This window comes from Dyadobacter sp. CY323 (assembly GCF_021390245.1).
Lineage (GTDB): Bacteria > Bacteroidota > Bacteroidia > Cytophagales > Spirosomataceae > Dyadobacter.
The window spans coordinates 1-15,813 of record NZ_JAJUXH010000027.1 but is presented as its reverse complement, the minus strand read 5'-3'; the positions used below and the strand labels follow the sequence as shown (position 1 = coordinate 15,813).

At 47.0% G+C, this 15,813-nt stretch carries 14 protein-coding genes; 6 read left to right on the top strand and 8 right to left on the bottom strand.

Translation table 11 applies throughout. The annotated features are described in order from the left end of the window. Positions 1-30 precede the first annotated feature (30 nt). Positions 31-1,806, top strand: a complete 1,776-nt coding sequence (locus LZG72_RS26135) for a RagB/SusD family nutrient uptake outer membrane protein (RefSeq protein ID WP_233878097.1) — start codon at positions 31-33, stop codon at positions 1,804-1,806. A gap of 126 nt (positions 1,807-1,932) precedes the next feature. Here the strand turns inward: LZG72_RS26135 and LZG72_RS26130 are convergent, their stop codons facing one another. After that, positions 1,933-3,183, bottom strand: coding sequence for a sodium:proton antiporter (locus LZG72_RS26130; RefSeq protein WP_233878096.1), 1,251 nt, complete (start codon positions 3,181-3,183; stop codon positions 1,933-1,935). 155 nt (positions 3,184-3,338) lie between these two features. On the opposite strand from LZG72_RS26130, the gene LZG72_RS26125 reads away from it, so the two are divergent. The 4 genes from LZG72_RS26125 to LZG72_RS29225 all read left to right on the top strand — a co-directional run bounded on the left by LZG72_RS26125 (position 3,339) and on the right by LZG72_RS29225 (position 6,915). Further along, on the top strand, positions 3,339-3,890 hold the full coding sequence (locus tag LZG72_RS26125; protein WP_233878095.1) for a hypothetical protein: 552 nt from the start codon (positions 3,339-3,341) through the stop codon (positions 3,888-3,890). 83 nt (positions 3,891-3,973) lie between these two features. After that, positions 3,974-4,531: a hypothetical protein gene (locus tag LZG72_RS26120; protein WP_233878094.1), complete on the top strand. Its 558-nt coding sequence runs from the start codon at positions 3,974-3,976 to the stop codon at positions 4,529-4,531. Between the two features lie 16 nt (positions 4,532-4,547). After that, positions 4,548-6,713, top strand: coding sequence for a cation:proton antiporter (locus LZG72_RS26115; RefSeq protein WP_233878093.1), 2,166 nt, complete (start codon positions 4,548-4,550; stop codon positions 6,711-6,713). Positions 6,714-6,783: 70 nt separating this feature from the next. Next, entirely contained in the window at positions 6,784-6,915 is a 132-nt protein-coding gene (locus LZG72_RS29225) for a hypothetical protein (RefSeq protein WP_255701117.1), read from the top strand. Here LZG72_RS29225 and LZG72_RS26110 read toward each other — a convergent pair. Beyond that, positions 6,912-7,769 (bottom strand): pseudouridylate synthase, encoded by an 858-nt coding sequence (locus tag LZG72_RS26110; RefSeq protein ID WP_233878092.1) that lies wholly within the window; start codon positions 7,767-7,769, stop codon positions 6,912-6,914. The two genes, LZG72_RS29225 and LZG72_RS26110, sit on opposite strands and share 4 nt — an antisense overlap. Positions 7,770-7,805: 36 nt before the next feature. Then, on the bottom strand, positions 7,806-8,609 hold the full coding sequence (locus LZG72_RS26105; protein ID WP_233878091.1) for a transglutaminase family protein: 804 nt from the start codon (positions 8,607-8,609) through the stop codon (positions 7,806-7,808). A 180-nt stretch (positions 8,610-8,789) separates the two neighbouring features. Here LZG72_RS26105 and LZG72_RS26100 point away from each other — a divergent pair, with 180 nt between their 5' ends. Then, on the top strand, positions 8,790-10,562 hold the full coding sequence (locus tag LZG72_RS26100; RefSeq protein ID WP_233878090.1) for a hypothetical protein: 1,773 nt from the start codon (positions 8,790-8,792) through the stop codon (positions 10,560-10,562). Here LZG72_RS26100 and LZG72_RS26095 read toward each other — a convergent pair. The 5 genes from LZG72_RS26095 to LZG72_RS26075 form a co-directional block, all read right to left on the bottom strand. Further along, complete coding sequence (locus tag LZG72_RS26095; protein WP_233878089.1) at positions 10,546-11,610, bottom strand: response regulator; 1,065 nt, start codon at positions 11,608-11,610, stop codon at positions 10,546-10,548. The genes LZG72_RS26100 and LZG72_RS26095 overlap by 17 nt on opposite strands. Before the next feature lie 103 nt (positions 11,611-11,713). Continuing rightward, positions 11,714-12,928 (bottom strand): PAS domain-containing sensor histidine kinase, encoded by a 1,215-nt coding sequence (locus LZG72_RS26090; RefSeq protein ID WP_233878088.1) that lies wholly within the window; start codon positions 12,926-12,928, stop codon positions 11,714-11,716. A gap of 80 nt (positions 12,929-13,008) precedes the next feature. Beyond that, entirely contained in the window at positions 13,009-14,373 is a 1,365-nt protein-coding gene (gene hemN / locus LZG72_RS26085) for an oxygen-independent coproporphyrinogen III oxidase (RefSeq protein WP_233878087.1), read from the bottom strand. A 129-nt stretch (positions 14,374-14,502) separates the two neighbouring features. Beyond that, positions 14,503-15,201: a sulfite exporter TauE/SafE family protein gene (locus LZG72_RS26080; protein ID WP_233878086.1), complete on the bottom strand. Its 699-nt coding sequence runs from the start codon at positions 15,199-15,201 to the stop codon at positions 14,503-14,505. Positions 15,202-15,205: 4 nt separating this feature from the next. Continuing rightward, positions 15,206-15,658: a FixH family protein gene (locus LZG72_RS26075; protein ID WP_233878085.1), complete on the bottom strand. Its 453-nt coding sequence runs from the start codon at positions 15,656-15,658 to the stop codon at positions 15,206-15,208. Positions 15,659-15,813 lie beyond the last annotated feature (155 nt).

Sequence of the window (15,813 nt, the reverse complement as noted above, 5' to 3'; positions counted from 1 at the left end):
AAAATGAAGTTTCACAAAAAGATTTCGATGATGAAAAAATTAATATATATCCTGCTTTTCGCAGTGGTTTCAGGTGTCAATTCCGGTTGCAGCGACTCGTTTTTAGAGGTGAACGACAATAGCTCCATTTCACCTGCCGACTTTCCAAAAAAGCTGTCAGACCTGGATCTGATGTTGGTTTCGATCTACGGTGTGCAACACGAATGGGGCTTCTTGGGGCATTTCTGGCACGGTTACTCCATGTATTGCCTCGACCATACCATTGACCTTCAATGGCGGGGTGACGAATCCTGGATCGGAATATGTGCCGGAAAAGCGCAGCTCGGAGACAGTAAAATTTCGCAGGAATGGCGTGATGTGCAAAAAGGCGTTTATTACGCAAACAGTACCCTGGAAGCCATCGCAACCTACCGGGCTACCGCACCTGAATCCGAAAAAGCGGCCATTGATACCAAGGAAGGTGAAGCACTTTTCATGCGCGGCTTTTATCTCTGGCATTTGCAAAGTCTGTACGGCCAGCCCGATTTAAATGGAATGGGCGTACCCGTGATCCGGAAAGTTCCCGAGGGACTGGCGTCGATGTCTGTTCCGCGCGCGTCAACAAAAGATACGTATCAGGCTATTATTGAGGATTTTAAAAAAGCATCCGTATTGCTGGAAACGCAAAAGGATAATCACCGGGCTACCAAATGGTCGGCGAAAGCGGCACTTGCAAAAGCTTATTTGTTTGCTGACAAACCGGATAGTGCGAAGATCTATCTGGAAGACTGCATCAACAATAGCGGCAAAACGCTGGTGAGTTTTGAGCATTATAAAAACATGTTTAATGGCAACACGCAGTACGAGTACAATTCCGAATCTTTTTACGAAGTAGGAAATAAAGCCCAGCCCGAAGCCGCGAATGCAAACGGATCGCGTGCGCAAAACACCGGCTCCACGGTATCTCTGCTCTACACGCCGTTTTACATTGATCCGGCCGATGATGAGCGGAAAGCAATGGGTTACAGCAACCAGTATATGCATGATCAAAACCTGAAACGGTTTGGGTATGCAGACAAAACGCCATTCCAGGAAATGGAACAGGTGGATGGGAAATGGCGATTGAAACCGGCTTATGTTACCCAGCAAAACAACCGTCGCAAGCTGGTAGGTACTCAGGCCGACGGACCCGATCCCAGACTGTATGTGAGCGCATTGCAGCCGTTTTTTGATTCGGTAAAAGTGGCGGGTAAATTCTATAAAGTGGCCCAGGCCGAGTTTGGTAAATGGTATAATCTGGATGCAGCGACCGGCCTGAAAAAGGACGACTTTTATGGCTGGCCACTCCGGAAAAACCAGTATTTGGATGGCAAGCTGGAAGAAACCAAGAATGTAGCGGGCGCGAACTTCTACTTCATCCGTCTGCCGGACATTTACCTGATGTATGCCGAGGTGATCAAATCGAGTAACCCGACGCTGGCTTTGGAATACATTAACAAAGTAAAAAGACGCGCGTACGGATTTGCTCCGAATGCACCTTCGGCAGTGGATTATAAAAGTTTGACCGATAAAACCAAAGCACCCGCCGGCGATCATTTGTCCAACAATCCATTGCTATATGAAAGATGGGCTGAGTTTTTTGGTGAGACAAGATGGTGGGAAGATGTACGACGCCTGAAACTCGGTGCCCAGGAATCGGCATTTTTCAAAACCGTTGCTGCGGGGAGAAATATTGTGTGGAGGGACGAACATTACGCGATGCCCATTTCTCCATTGGAGTTCGAAACAAATACCAATCCTGCCATGCGACAGAATCCCGGTTATTAATGTCGGTTTGAAAATGAAACTTACCTACTATTCCTATTCCCTTTTGATCTTTTCCATTTAAAACTTCTCCGGATCGCGTGCCTGAAAGCAGGTGCGTGACCCGGAGAAGTTTCATTAGCCGATTGCTTAAACCAATTCTTCTTCCTCAAACCGTTTGGTAAGCTTCCCGACGGTGAGCCCCTGCACGATAATGGAGAAGAGAACGACGAAGTAGGTGATTGCGAGGAAGATATCTTTATTTAAATCCGGGTCGATGGACAATGCGAGCGCAATGGAAACGCCGCCGCGTAATCCTCCCCAAACCAGGATAGCGATCGACTTTTTGCCAAACCGGTTCCGGAAAGGGATCAGTTTTACAGGAATGTAAATGGAGATGAAACGGGCCAGCAACACCACTACGATTGCAATCATACCCGCCCAGATGTATTGTTTCAGGTCGGGGATCAGCAAAAGTTCAAACCCGATGATCAGGAACAGGATCGCATTCAGGATCTCATCAACCAGCTCCCAGAACTTGTCGATGTAGTCACGTTCCATGTCCGAGACAGCACCCGGGTTTTTTCCATAATTACCTACTACAAGTCCCGCAGCAACCATCGCCAGCGGGCCCGACATATGCAGCGCCTGAGCAGCGAGGTGTCCGCCCATTACAATGGCGAGCGTGATCAAAACGTGCACGTTATAACCGTCCACTTTGTAGATCATTTTTGAACCCACAAACCCCAGCAGCAGCCCCAAAGTAATTCCGCCCAATGCTTCTTTCACAAAAAGCATCGTAATGCCGCTGAATGTGGTGTTCACTTCTTCCCCTCGGGCCAGGGCAAGCATCAGAATGAAAATCACTACCGCCATACCATCATTGAAAAGCGACTCGCCGGCGACTTTGGTTTCAATGGACTTGGGAACTCCCGCCTGTTTCAGAATGCCTAAAACGGCGATCGGATCGGTGGGGGAGATCAGTGCCCCGAATACAAGACATTGAATCATAGGGATTTGAATGCCGGTAAAAGGCAGGAGGTAATAAATCAGGAATCCGATCACAAACGTGGACATGAGCACACTTACAGTCGAAAAAATGACTATGGGCAGCCGCTGTTCACGCAGGTCTTCAAGGTGAATGTGAATGGCACCAGCAAACAGCAGGAAGTTCAGCATCGCGCCCATTAAAATTTCCGTGAGGTCCACACTGGCGATGAGGGAAGTGATGCGGAAGAACGTTTTTGGGAAAATGGTATCGGTCGCAATCAGCCCCAGGGAAACAAGCAATGCTATGACCATCACGCCGATGGACGGTGGCAATTTTAAAAATCTGGAATTGATATAAGAAAATATAGCAGAGAGGACAATGAGGGCAGAGAAAGAGTAATAGAGCTCCATGAAACGAATTTTAGACTAGCCAAAAATAGATTATATCGATGTGGGAATCAATTTGAAAATGGCTTAGCAGACAACTCTAAGGGTTTTCTAATACCCATTGGCATTATATTTTGAGTAAATCAGCAACATTTACTGACATTCAAAATTCATCTGTTATGGCGACAACCGGTTACTCTTACGACTCACCCGGAACGGTTTCGGCTGTTTTTTTTACCAAAAAAGATGCTGAAAACGCATACCGGGGACTCCTTAAACTTGGCCACACCGAGGATGACATTTCATTGCTGATGTCGGACGAGACTTTAAATAAACATGCCAACCCGCCCGGGGAAGGCGCTGTTGATGATTCCGGCACAACCGATGATACCGCTGAAAACCAATCGAAAACAGACGCGAAACACCTGATCGCGGAGGCCATTATTTCCTTTACCTCGATGATCTCATTTCCGGAACTGGGAATCTCCATTTCAAAAAGGCTGCTCGGCCAGGTTCCTGCAACGCCGGTTGAAAAAAACATCAGCAGCATTATTTCGACCAAAATTCCGGAAGAACATTGCGGGACTTACGAAACCGGGATAAAAGAAGGAGGGATCATCATTAGTGTAGACCCCAAAAACCGTGCGGAACGGGATGCAGTCATCCGCGAATTCAGGAATTCCGACGGACATGATATCCTCGGAGATGACGGCTACACGGAAATCGACTAAAAAGCTGGATTTTCAGAATATCGAAAAACGGCTTGAATACCTCCTTTTATTTACCAACCTTAGGTTTTCTAAAACCGACACAGATGAAGAAATGGACATTGCTTTTTTTGGTTTTCGCAGCGATCTCGCAGGGTTGCGGATACAAGGAAAAAGAAGCGCAGCTGACAAAAAGAGAGCAGCGAGTTGCTGAAAAGGAGCAAACCTTAATGCAGTGGGAACAACGTCTGACGTTGCTGGAAAAGGAATTGCAGGAGAAGAAGAAGAAGCAACAGCAAGACTCTACGGCGGTGAACGACTCGCTGCAGGCACAACCTGCCACGGGTAAATGGATTGTCAAAATGCGGTGCACCGAGACAAATTGCAGTGGCTCGGCGATCGGGGATTCTAAAACGGAAACCTGGGAAATTGCTTACAGTAACAAGGGATTGGTCGTAAGTGCATTTACGGGGAAAGAACTCTCAAGGATTTATAATGGTTCTTTTTCACAAAACCGTCTTGAAGCCGTAAATGGCCAGCCTGGCTCCGAATCGGTCATGCGTGTAATGCTGGAACTGAAAGAAGGAAGGATGGAAGGGTTGCGGGAAGTGGAGCGCACCGATTGCAAGATTCGCTACACCCTGACTGCCGAACGGCAGAAATAATGCTAAACTCGTGCGTATGATTTCGTTGCTACTGCTGGACCTCTCAATACCTCTCAAGAATCCCGTAATCATATTTTCGGTGGTGCTTTTTATTATCCTGTTTGCACCGATTTTGTTTAACCGGATTAAAGTACCGCACATTATCGGGCTCATTATTTCGGGGATGATCGTGGGGCCATACGGGCTGAACCTGCTCAGCAGGGATAGCAGTATTGTGCTGTTTGGTACGGTGGGATTGCTTTATATTATGTTCCTGGCGGGATTGGAAATCGATCTGGCGGAATTCAAAAAGAACCGTAATAAGATCATTGTCTTCGGGTTAACGACTTTTTTGCTGCCGCTGGTCACCGGCACGCTGGCCAGTTACTACATTCTGGGTTATGGTTTTTTGTCTTCCCTGCTGCTGGCGAGTATGTTTTCCACGCACACCCTGGTATCCTATCCCATTGCAAGCAAATATGGCGTTACCCGTAACCGGGCGATCAATATGACGGTCGGCGGCACGATGATCACCGATATCCTGGCACTTCTTATTCTCGCAGGTGTGGCCGGAATGTCGAAAGGAGATGTTTCGCCGGCATTCTGGTTTCAGCTTGGGTTCTCTTTCATTGTTTTTGTCGCGGTCGTTCTCTTTATTTTTCCGATCATTTGCCGCTGGTTCTTCAAGCGTTTCGACGATAGTATTTCGCAATACATTTTTGTGCTGGCGATGGTTTTCCTGGCCTCCTTTCTGGCAGAACTCGCTGGTGTCGAAGCGATTATCGGGGCTTTTTTTTCAGGATTAGTATTAAATCGCTTTGTCCCCCATTCATCGCCTTTGATGAACCGGATCGATTTTGTCGGTAACGCATTGTTCATTCCGTTTTTCCTGATCAGCGTCGGTATGCTGGTGGATGTCAGTGTGTTGGTAAATGGATGGGGTGCCTTGAAAGTGGCGGGAGTGATCCTGATTATTGCCCTGGCCAGCAAGTACCTGGCTGCCTGGATCACGCAGAAGGTGTTCCGGTTATCGGCCGATGAGGGGCTGATGATTTTCGGATTAAGTTCTTCCCACGCGGCGGCTACCTTGGCGATCATCCTGGTCGGGTACAACATCATCGTCGGTGAAACATCGCTCGGAGAACCAATCCGGCTTTTGGACGAAGACGTGCTGAACGGTACCATTTTGCTCATCCTTGTAAGTTGCGGCGTGAGTTCATTTGTCGTGGAAAGAGCCTCGAAACAACTCGCATTGCTGCAGGAAGAAGAAACTCCGGAAGAAGCGGATGCGGTCGGCGATGAGAAAATACTGGTTTCATTGTCTTACCCGGATATGATCGCCGATCTGGTCGATTTCGGAATTATGCTGAAAGGAAAACGAAGGGCAATTCCATTGTTCGGATTGCATATTGTGACCGACGAAGACCAGAAACACGACTCGGCTTCACACGGTAAAAGGATCCTCAACAAGGCAGTAGCTCATGCCAGTTCTTCCGAAAATGCATTGCTCCCGCTCACCCGTTACGACGCCAACATCAGTAATGGTATTACCTATTCCATTAAGGAACAGCACATTACTGACGTGGTAATTGGGTTGCACCAAAAAACCGATCACAAAACATTCCTTGGGCCAAAAGTCGAAAACATTGTAAGGAGGGTTTTTGAAACGATTTACATTTACAAACCGGCCCAGCCATTTAATACCCTCACACGTATTGTAGTCGCTATACCACCGGCTGCGAGCGATGAGCCGGGTTTTATGCATTGGCTCGGCAAGGTGGTTTCGCTCGCAAAGATGAATACCATGCCCATTCATTTTTACGGTTCTGTGCAAACGATCAAGGAAATAAAAAGCATATTATCCCGGAAAGCGACGACCGTAGAAGCAGAATTCAGTGTTTTCAAGAATTGGGACGACTTCCTGATCTTTTCCCGCGAACTGGAAATAGACGATCTTTTTGTTATTGTTTCCGCAAGAAAAGGCTCCGCTTCTTACCTTTCACAACTGGAAAAACTACCTTCTTACCTTTCCAACTACTTCCAGGATCAAAGCCTCATTCTGATCTACCCAAAACAACTCGAGTCGGGCATCAACATGAACAACATCGAGCAAGCCGACAGCACATTAATCGAAAGCTTGTCCGATAAAATTGGCTCCCTGAGCAAAGCGGCAAGGTATTTACGGAAGATGCTGAGGGAGTGAGAGGGAGAGAATTGAAGAAAATCAGAAAATATAATTTTCTTGCGATACACACACTAACCTGAAACATCGTATGAAAAAAGTCAACCTAAAACGTGAAAAAATTACAACCGTAAGAAAGGCAACTTCTGCCGATGTTGTAAAATCAGGTAAAGTGTCCATAAATGATCAGGCGAGCTTGTCGCCAACCCGGATGCGGTTTTAGATATCCATTCCGGCCATCATGTGACCGAGGATAGGGCCGCACTTTTCGCGGCAGGCTGGGTAGAACTGGCCATGTTTCCAAAAATCAGACTTAGGCGACTGGCCCCACCAGAATTCCGCGATGGCCAGCGGCTGCATTCCCTGGTTGAATGCATATTGAAGTAATTTTGGCGCAGCGCATTCACCGGCACCTGCGGGCGGGTTTTTGTAAGAAGCATCTGCAAAAATCTTACGTAAACTGCGTCGCTCGCCAGCCTGGTTCAGGAAATGATATTGATCGAAAATTTCATTTTGCAGCGACAAGGAATGCTTTTGACGCATGAGTTTCAAATCCTTCACCTGAGATTCAAACCCTTCGACTTTTTCGTCGCCGAGTGCCTGGATTTGTTCATTGATCCGGGAAAGCTCCGTCATTCCTGCATTCAGGAAACCGCCGTTTACTAGTCCGTCGAAGATCGGTGGCACAAATCCTGCGTGATGATTTCCTCCCGCCAGCTTTCCCGAAAACGCAGCGAGATAGCCAACCTCATTTTCCTTACTCCTCACCACGAGTACCCCGAACATTTTACCAATCACATTTCCCTTTTCACCCGACAGTCCAAAGTTATGCCGCCACTCCTGCTGTGTTTCGAGGTGAGACTGCAGCAGTTCAGCGGCTTTTAAACTGGCGGGATGTGGCTGAGAACCGGTTTGAAAAGTGAATTTCCCGGGTAATGTAATGTCGGCGATTGAGTCTTCAAAAGGTGTGAAGAAAGCGTCTTTAGGTAATGAGGGAGAAATGACCAAAACGTGGGAGTGATCGGTTACAAGCTGCAAAAGTAACGAATTGCCGTTAAACGAACATGTCCGCCACACGGACGGACATGTTCGTTATTAATATGGATACGATGGTTATGCCTGCTCCTGCTCAAGCAGCTGTACTTCTACATGCAGCGAGTCGAGAGTCGCATTTCCGAATTGTGTGACCATGGCCACGTCGGCGGCATCGCGTCCATGCGCAATTTCGATCCGGTATCCTTCGGTTTGTTCTTGGACGGCATCAAACGTGTACCATTCTCCGCCAATGTATACCTCAAACCAGGCATGAAGGTCCATTTCCTGAAGTTTATCCAGATATCCCACCGTCATGCGGGTAGGAATGCTCAGGTTGCGACAAAGTGCAATCGCGAGATGCGTAAAATCGCGGCATACTCCAATGCGGTTTCTGGCAATGTCCAGGGCCGTTGTAAAGGAATCCGTAGTGCCGTACTGGTACTTCACATTTTGATGGATCCATTTCCGGATTTCTTCCACCTGATCGTAGCCGGGCTTGAAATTGCCTGCAATCTCCATCGCCAGTTTGCCGATCTCCGGCAGGTCCGACTGGCAATAGCGGCTGGGCAATACATAATGCATGACTTCATCGGGCAGGTCCCCGATCAGGACAAACTCGGGAGCCGGATTCGGGATCGGCTTGGTGGCATTCACCTGCACCTGCACTTCGGTGGTAATGGTCACGGTGCCGGGGGGTAAAACGGCCCGCTGGCATGGATTGCCGTAAATGTCGGTATATTCAGAAAAGGGGACCGACGGCTCGATCTGGAAACCTTCCTGAATGATCGCCTGCCCTTCCTGACGCCGTGGACGCAGCATGGTGATCACGTTCGTGGGAGCGTAAACACTATATGTAATCACGCTCCTTCCTTTTATTTTCATATTGTTCTGATTTGCTTATTGATATAACAAAAAATCCATGCCGTTTGAGCAGTTGTTTTTCGGTATATTTATCAAAACCCGATCAATATGATATTTGTCATATTATGACTTAACCAAGGTCAATTTTTTCTCTTCTTCCGGCCGTTAGCTTTGAATTATCTATCATTCAAAAATTCAGGCATGCTTCATACTTTCCATATCCCTGTCTTAGGTCTGGGCTATTCCGTGGATACCCCTATCAAAGTTTCCCATTTTGGCATATCATCCGTTGCGTCCATTGTTGACGATGAGATGATTGAGAAAATGAGAATGCATCATACGCTGGAATACGGCGAAACCTATGTCCCGATCAGCAACCGCGAACCGGATTTCAGGAGCAGGCGCATCACGGCCTATCTGGACCTGATGGACCGGATTGTAAACAGAAATTTCGAGCATTTGAAAAAACTTCCATTCTCCGAAGGTTCCGATCTGACCAGGTATTTTCAGCTTTTGCCCGAAACGTCACAACTGAAAAAGAAATATTTCCGGATGCTGACGGCAGAATCTCCTGAGGAAAAGGTACTTATGGAGGAAGATCTGCGGTGGAGAATGCGAAAAGGCGCGATCGACGTGAACATCATGTCGAAGGTGGATAAGTTGAATAAAGATGTGTACGGTCAAGATCTGGGAGATGAATTTTCCGATGCCTCGGCTGCTTTGCGCGGATTTGCCAACAGTACTTTAAATTCCTCGCTGGTGCTCTCCGCCGGAATGAACCCGAGGCTTTACAATTATCTTGATCACTTCAAAGATTTTTACCCGGACGAAAATGAGAGGCTGAAAAAGAAGATTATCCTGAAAGTGAGTGATTTTCGTTCCGCATTTATTCAGGCTAAATACCTGGCGAAAAAGGGAATATGGGTCTCCGAATTCAGGATCGAGTCGGGGCTGAACTGCGGCGGGCATGCCTTTGCGACGGATGGCTATCTGCTGGGTCCGATTTTGGAGGAATTTAAAACTAAAAAGCAGGAAATGCTGGAAGAATTGTTTGGGTTATACCAAACGGCATTGAATGCAAAATCCATTCACATTTCCAAAATGCCGGCACTTGCAATTACGGTGCAAGGTGGCATCGGGACTACGGAAGAACATCAATTTCTGATCGATTATTACCATGTGGACGCGACCGGGTGGGGGAGTCCGTTCCTGCTTGTACCCGAGGTGACAAATGTCGACGACCAGACTTTGAAAGATCTGACAGAAGCCGACAGCAGCGATTATTATGTCAGCAACTCATCGCCATTGGGGGTTTTGTTCAATAATTTCCGAAGAAGTACCGCTGAAAAGCAGCGGCTTGAACGGATCGCAAAAGGTCGGCCGGGTAGTCCATGCAAGAAAAAGTACCTGGTATCGAATACGGAATTTACAGCCGAACCCATTTGTACCGCTTCCCGTCAATATCAGAACCTGAAAATCAAGCAGATCAGGTCGATGGAGCTTACTCCGGACGAATGCGAGCGGCAGGTGAATGCGGTGACGGAAAAATTGTGTCTGTGCGAAGGATTAAGTACAGCCACATTGATCAAACATAAACTACTGAGGCCTAATGAAAATCAAGCGGTTTCCATTTGTCCCGGCCCGAACCTGGCCTGGTTCTCGAAAGTATATTCGCTTGGCGAGATGGTAGACCACATTTATGGCAGGGTGAACCTGCTGGCGGGCGTTGCAAGACCGAATATGTTCATCAACGAACTGAACCTGTACCTGGAACATTACCGAAAAGCAATGAAGGAAAATGCGAGTGAGAAAAAGGATAAGTACCTGGTAAAGTTCAGAGATCAGCTGATGGCCGGCATTCAGTACTATAAAGAACTGGCTCCCAGACTAATGCATGAAACTGGAAACGGTCATAAGGAGTTGGTAATGCAACTGGAAACCATTGAAAACAGCCTGGTCAGTTTCGCATTCTGACCAGTTTCTCATATTCAAAAACAGTGATCAGGCTGCCTTTCATATCGATGAGTTTTTCGTCCTTGAAGTCTGAAAGTGTCCGGATCACTGTTTCGGTGGCGGTACCCACCATAGAAGCGATGTCTTCCCGCGTGATCGACATGGAAAATGGTTTTGCTTTATCTTCCTGATAACGTTGAACCAGCGTTACCAAAGCCTGAGCAACCCTTTTTCGCACAGAATTGTAAGCCAAATGCAGCAAACGTTCCTCCCGGTCTTTGATCTCATTGGAAAGCATCCGGATAAATTTAGAAGACACTTCGCGGTTTCCCTGCAATAAATTGAAAAAATCATCTTTCGGGATCATGGATACTTCCGCCCCTTCCAGCGCGATCGCCGTTTCCTGATACGGTTCTCCCTGAAGAAGATCGAGATATCCGAAAAAGTCTCCTTCCTTATACAGGTCAGTAATGTATTCTTTTCCGCTTGTATTTGATTTGTAAGCTTTTACCTTGCCTTTTTGTAAAAAAAATACATTAGACGGATAGCTTCCTTCCGTATAGATGGTTTCCTTTTTCTTCAAAGTTTTCACCTTCTTGTCTTCGGCCAGTTTGGCGATCAGGTCAAATGATTTTGCTTCCTCAATGAACTGGTCGAGGCCTTTTGCGGAGCGGTCAAACTGGCGTTTCAGCCTTTCACTCTTTTTGAGCCGCATTTCCACGATATTCAGAAGCTCTACGTCATCGTACGGTTTGGTGAGGTAATCGTCAGCACCCATGGTCATTCCTTTCCGGTAATCTTCTTTTTCTGCTTTGGCGGTCAGAAAAACGAAGGGAATGTTGGCGGTATGCTCATCCTTGCCCAGCAAATGCAACACACTGTAACCATCCAGCTCGGGCATCATGATGTCGCAAATGATGAGGTCAGGATTGAACTCGCTGGTGAGGTGCACGCCTTCTTTGCCATTTTGCGCGGTCATGACTTTATAGTTCGCCAGTTCCAGGATTTCGGCCGTATTTTCCCTCATTTCAGGGTTATCTTCGATCAGGAGTATCTTTTTAGGTTCCATTTATTGTAAAGTTTGTTGGAAGTGGTTCGGTGTGGTTCAAATTTCCTTCATTCATATTCTTGACTAATCCGAACAACTCCGAACGATGTCGAACGACTCCGCACTATGGCAATACATTGGGCAGCTCGACAAAAAATGTAGAACCCTTGCCCACCTCGCTTATAAACGAAACCGATCCGCCCATAATGTCGACATAGTTATTGACGATATTCAGACCTAGTCCGGTTCCCTGGGTGTTGCCTGCATTATGTGCGCGGAAGAACCGGTCGAACACGTTCACCTGATCCGCAGCCGGTATCCCGATTCCCTGATCACGCACTTCCAGATGCACCGTTTCAGGGTCCGCATTTATCGTCAAAAAGATTTGCTTTCCGTTGTCTGAATATTTAATGCCGTTAGAAAGCAGGTTAAACAGGATGTTTTTAAGCAATTGTTTATCCAGCCACACTTCTGTCGCTCCCGAGTAAACGAAATGTATCTTCTGGCCTTCCTTGCAAAGTCCCTGGATTTCGTCAATGAGATTTTTACAAAAAGCAGGCAGGTCTACTTGTACCGGCACGCTGTGGATACGGCCTTCTTCGAGTTTCCCGATGGATAGAAAATCATTCAGGATCTCGGTAAGGTTGTTCACCGCCGATTTAATGCGATGCACATGTTTATGCCTTTTTTCCTCATCTTCCGTGGTTACGTACCTGCCGATCAGCGAGGCGGAGGATAGGATCGTAGCCAGCGGTGTCCGGAATTCATGCGAGGCAATCGTTACGAACTGGCTTTTCATGTTATTGAGCTCTTTCTCTTTTTTGAGCGCACGGATCACTTCTTCCTGCGATTCTTCTACTTTTTTTACGGCTTCGGCGAGTTCGCGGGTACGTTGCTCCACCCGTTCTTCCAGCTCTGCATTCAGTTTTTGTATCTCAAGATTAGCCTCCCGGATTCGGGTATCCTGCTTTTTTCGCTCGGTAATGTCAATTACAAAACTCACGACAAACTCGCCGTCGCTGGTTTTGAATGGGCTCAGACTTACTTCGACCGGGAATTCGCTGCCATCGTATTTTCTCGCAAAAAGGTCCATCAAATGCCCCATGCCGCGCGCGCGTGGTGCTTCCAGGTAATTGTCGCGATACTGGACATGGTTTTTGGTAAAACGCTGAGGGATCAGTGTTTCAATTTTTCTGCCGATCAGATCTACGTCTGAGTAACCAAAAAGTTCTTTTGCTTTGGGATTTAGCATCACGATGGTCCCCGCTTTATTGACGACAACAATCCCTTCTGTTGCGTGTTTAAAGAGGGCATCGAGCATTTCAATATGCCGTGTCATCACCTTGGTATGTATTAAAATATCACTATCAAACATAGACAAGGTACATTACATCGGTGAAATGGACAAAATAAGACGCGTCAGATCGTCTGACTGAACAACTGTGCCTCGGGCTGTTTTTCCCACAAACGTGCGTCGAATGCCATGCATATATTCCGGACAAACGGCCTGCCTTTCTCGGTAACACGGATACTAAAAGGTTGAAATTCAATTAATTCATCAAATTCCATTTCAGAAAGCCGCTCAATGGATTTGAACAGATCCATGCATACTTCGCCGGCTTTTGGCCACGATGTTTCAAACTGTGTCATAAGCCTCAGAATATGCTGGCGGATGATAAGGTCTTCACGAGTCAGTTCATGTCCGCGGGCGATTGGAAGTTCACCAGCCTCGATCCGGGCATAGTAATCCTCCACTTTTTTCTCATTCTGCACATACCCCGACCAGCTGTCACTGATCGCCGAAGCACCCAGTCCGATCAGCAGTTTCGTGTGCGTATCGGTATAACCCATGAAGTTCCGGTGAAGACGCATTTCCTGCTGCGCTCTATATAGTTCATCTGTTTTCAGTGCAAAATGGTCCATTCCAATATCCTGGTAACCCGCAAGTTCAAGCACATTTCGTCCGGTCTCGTAGATGGCCATTTTTTTATCCGGATCAGGCAGGTCTTGTTCAGTAAAATTCCTTTGGCCGGGTTTGATCCAGGGGACGTGCGCGTAACTGTAAAAAGCAATGCGGTCGGGTTTCAGCTGCACGACCCGGTGCATGGTTTCCATCATGTAGCATGCCTTTTGATAAGGCAAACCATATATCACATCGAAATTGACGGAGGTATAGCCGATCTCCCGCGCTCTCAAAGTCAGGTCTTTCACCTGCTCATAAGTTTGTTTACGATTGATGATCGCCAGCACAATGGGATTGAAATCCTGCACACCAATGCTGATCCGTCTGAAACCCAGGTCGAAAAGCGTTTGTAAATGCTCCTCAGTTGTATTCCCGGGATGTGCCTCAAAACCAAACCGGGCATTTGGATCAACTAATGAATCTTTTAACAAACCCAAAATCAGTTTTTCCAGATTTTCCGGGCTAAAAAAGGTAGGCGTGCCGCCGCCTAAATGTATTTCACGAATTACGGGCTTCGTTTCGCCAAACATCGAAACATACATGTCCCATTCTCTCAGCACCGCTTTGACGTAGCGTGTTTCAACGGCATGGTTAACGGTAATCCGGGTGTTGCAGCCGCAATACGTGCAAAGACTTTCGCAAAAAGGGAGGTGAATGTACAGGCTGATGCCTTCTTTTTCATTGGAAGCAGTGAAAGTATCCATGACTAATTCCTGCCATTTTTCCTGCGTGGGCGGCGTTTTTTGCCAATATGGAACGGTTGGGTAACTTGTATAGCGTGGTCCGGGGGTATTGTATTTGAACAGCAGGTCCTTGTCCATGGTAATCGTTGTTTTGAATGTTACTAGGAATCAAAACTAGGGTTATGCCGTAGCGAAAAACATGACTTTTGTCAGGTATAAAACTAACATTTATGGATCTCCGGCGGCGGGTTTAGATCGGAGAAAATCTCATTTCCCATGGCAAATGGTAATCTCCTGCGCCGGGGTTTTGGGATATTGTACTAATGTACTCCGGTAAAGCAGCCATATTCCCGCGCATGCAATGAATACCGGTGTAATCTGATGGAGTTTCGTCCGGATGGCGGGCGTGATCCAGTTTTTGAAAAAACCGACCGCCATCATAGCAGGTAATGTGCCCGCGCCAAAAATAAACATGTAAAAAGCACTGCCAGAGATACTTCCGGTAGCAATGGAGCTTGTGAGCGCCAGGTATACCAGTCCGCAAGGCAGCAATCCATTCAGCATTCCAAGGAAAAACCAACCGTGCATTTTGCGGCTTTGTAATAAAGCCGACATGTTTCGTTTGATCTGGCCAACAGCTCGTTGAAAAAATTTGGGTGGGTGTAAATAGGGAGTAAATGCAGCTGGCCAAAGAACGAAGCCAAGCATCAGAATGCCTGCCAAAACCGAGACGTATTTGAGATAACCCAGCAATGCAATACTGCTTCCAAAAATGCCGACTATGGCCCCCAGACCAGCGTATGAAACCGCCCGGCCTGCATTATAAGTAAGTAGTCCGGCAAATTGATGCCAGCGGCTGCCGCGCTGCACGGGTAAAGCCAAGGCAATCGGGCCGCACATGCCGATGCAATGGAAACTGCTGAGCAGTCCCATTGTGAGGGCAAGATAAGGTAGGGCGGTGGTCATTGTATTACGGGTTAATGTGGCTGATCACGATTACATCTTCATTATAGTAAGTCTGATCCTTGTGTTTCCAGTCGATCTGCAGATGGTAATTCCCGGCAGGAAGCCCGGAGGTGGGGATCACTTGCGTATGGTTTTTGGATAAAACGGTAAAAGTCCGGTCGTTTTTGTCATTGGACGGACAGTACAATTTCACCTGCCCAGAAAGCGCCTTTTCATCCATATTATCCGGATAAAAAAGCGTGATACTCTGATCCTGTACCTGCCACACGAGCGGCATCTCCAACGCAGCGGAGCGGTGTTTTTTGTCGATCTTGCTTTGATAGGCAAGTTCTTCCTCATAATAATGCTCCGTCACCAGATCAATTTTCTGACCAATACTCATCGTAACGAGCAGGAGTATCATGGCTACAAAGCCGAGGTATAATGTGGTAATTCCGGTTCCCCAATTGAGTTTCATGGTTTTTGGTGTTTAGCTGTTGGCTGTTAGCGATTGGCTTTTTGTCATTGCCTGAAATAGGTTGCCTTCAGAGAGCAAACTATCATGGGCGATTTAAAATTAAATTCGAAAAAAAGTACAAAACTGAAGATCCGTCAATATCGGATTTTCAGCGA

Excerpts from the sequence above, each read along its gene's own strand:
- LZG72_RS26135 (WP_233878097.1), top strand. The coding sequence starts at position 31 with ATGAAAAAATTAATATATATCCTGCTTTTCGCAGTGGTTTCAGGTGTC.
- LZG72_RS26130 (WP_233878096.1), bottom strand. The coding sequence starts at position 3,183 with ATGGAGCTCTATTACTCTTTCTCTGCCCTCATTGTCCTCTCTGCTATA.
- LZG72_RS26125 (WP_233878095.1), top strand. The coding sequence starts at position 3,339 with ATGGCGACAACCGGTTACTCTTACGACTCACCCGGAACGGTTTCGGCT.
- LZG72_RS26120 (WP_233878094.1), top strand. The coding sequence starts at position 3,974 with ATGAAGAAATGGACATTGCTTTTTTTGGTTTTCGCAGCGATCTCGCAG.
- LZG72_RS26115 (WP_233878093.1), top strand. The coding sequence starts at position 4,548 with ATGATTTCGTTGCTACTGCTGGACCTCTCAATACCTCTCAAGAATCCC.
- LZG72_RS29225 (WP_255701117.1), top strand. The coding sequence starts at position 6,784 with ATGAAAAAAGTCAACCTAAAACGTGAAAAAATTACAACCGTAAGAAAG.
- LZG72_RS26105 (WP_233878091.1), bottom strand. The coding sequence starts at position 8,609 with ATGAAAATAAAAGGAAGGAGCGTGATTACATATAGTGTTTACGCTCCC.
- LZG72_RS26100 (WP_233878090.1), top strand. The coding sequence starts at position 8,790 with ATGCTTCATACTTTCCATATCCCTGTCTTAGGTCTGGGCTATTCCGTG.
- LZG72_RS26095 (WP_233878089.1), bottom strand. The coding sequence starts at position 11,610 with ATGGAACCTAAAAAGATACTCCTGATCGAAGATAACCCTGAAATGAGG.
- LZG72_RS26090 (WP_233878088.1), bottom strand. The coding sequence starts at position 12,928 with ATGACACGGCATATTGAAATGCTCGATGCCCTCTTTAAACACGCAACA.
- hemN (WP_233878087.1), bottom strand. The coding sequence starts at position 14,373 with ATGGACAAGGACCTGCTGTTCAAATACAATACCCCCGGACCACGCTAT.
- LZG72_RS26080 (WP_233878086.1), bottom strand. The coding sequence starts at position 15,201 with ATGACCACCGCCCTACCTTATCTTGCCCTCACAATGGGACTGCTCAGC.
- LZG72_RS26075 (WP_233878085.1), bottom strand. The coding sequence starts at position 15,658 with ATGAAACTCAATTGGGGAACCGGAATTACCACATTATACCTCGGCTTT.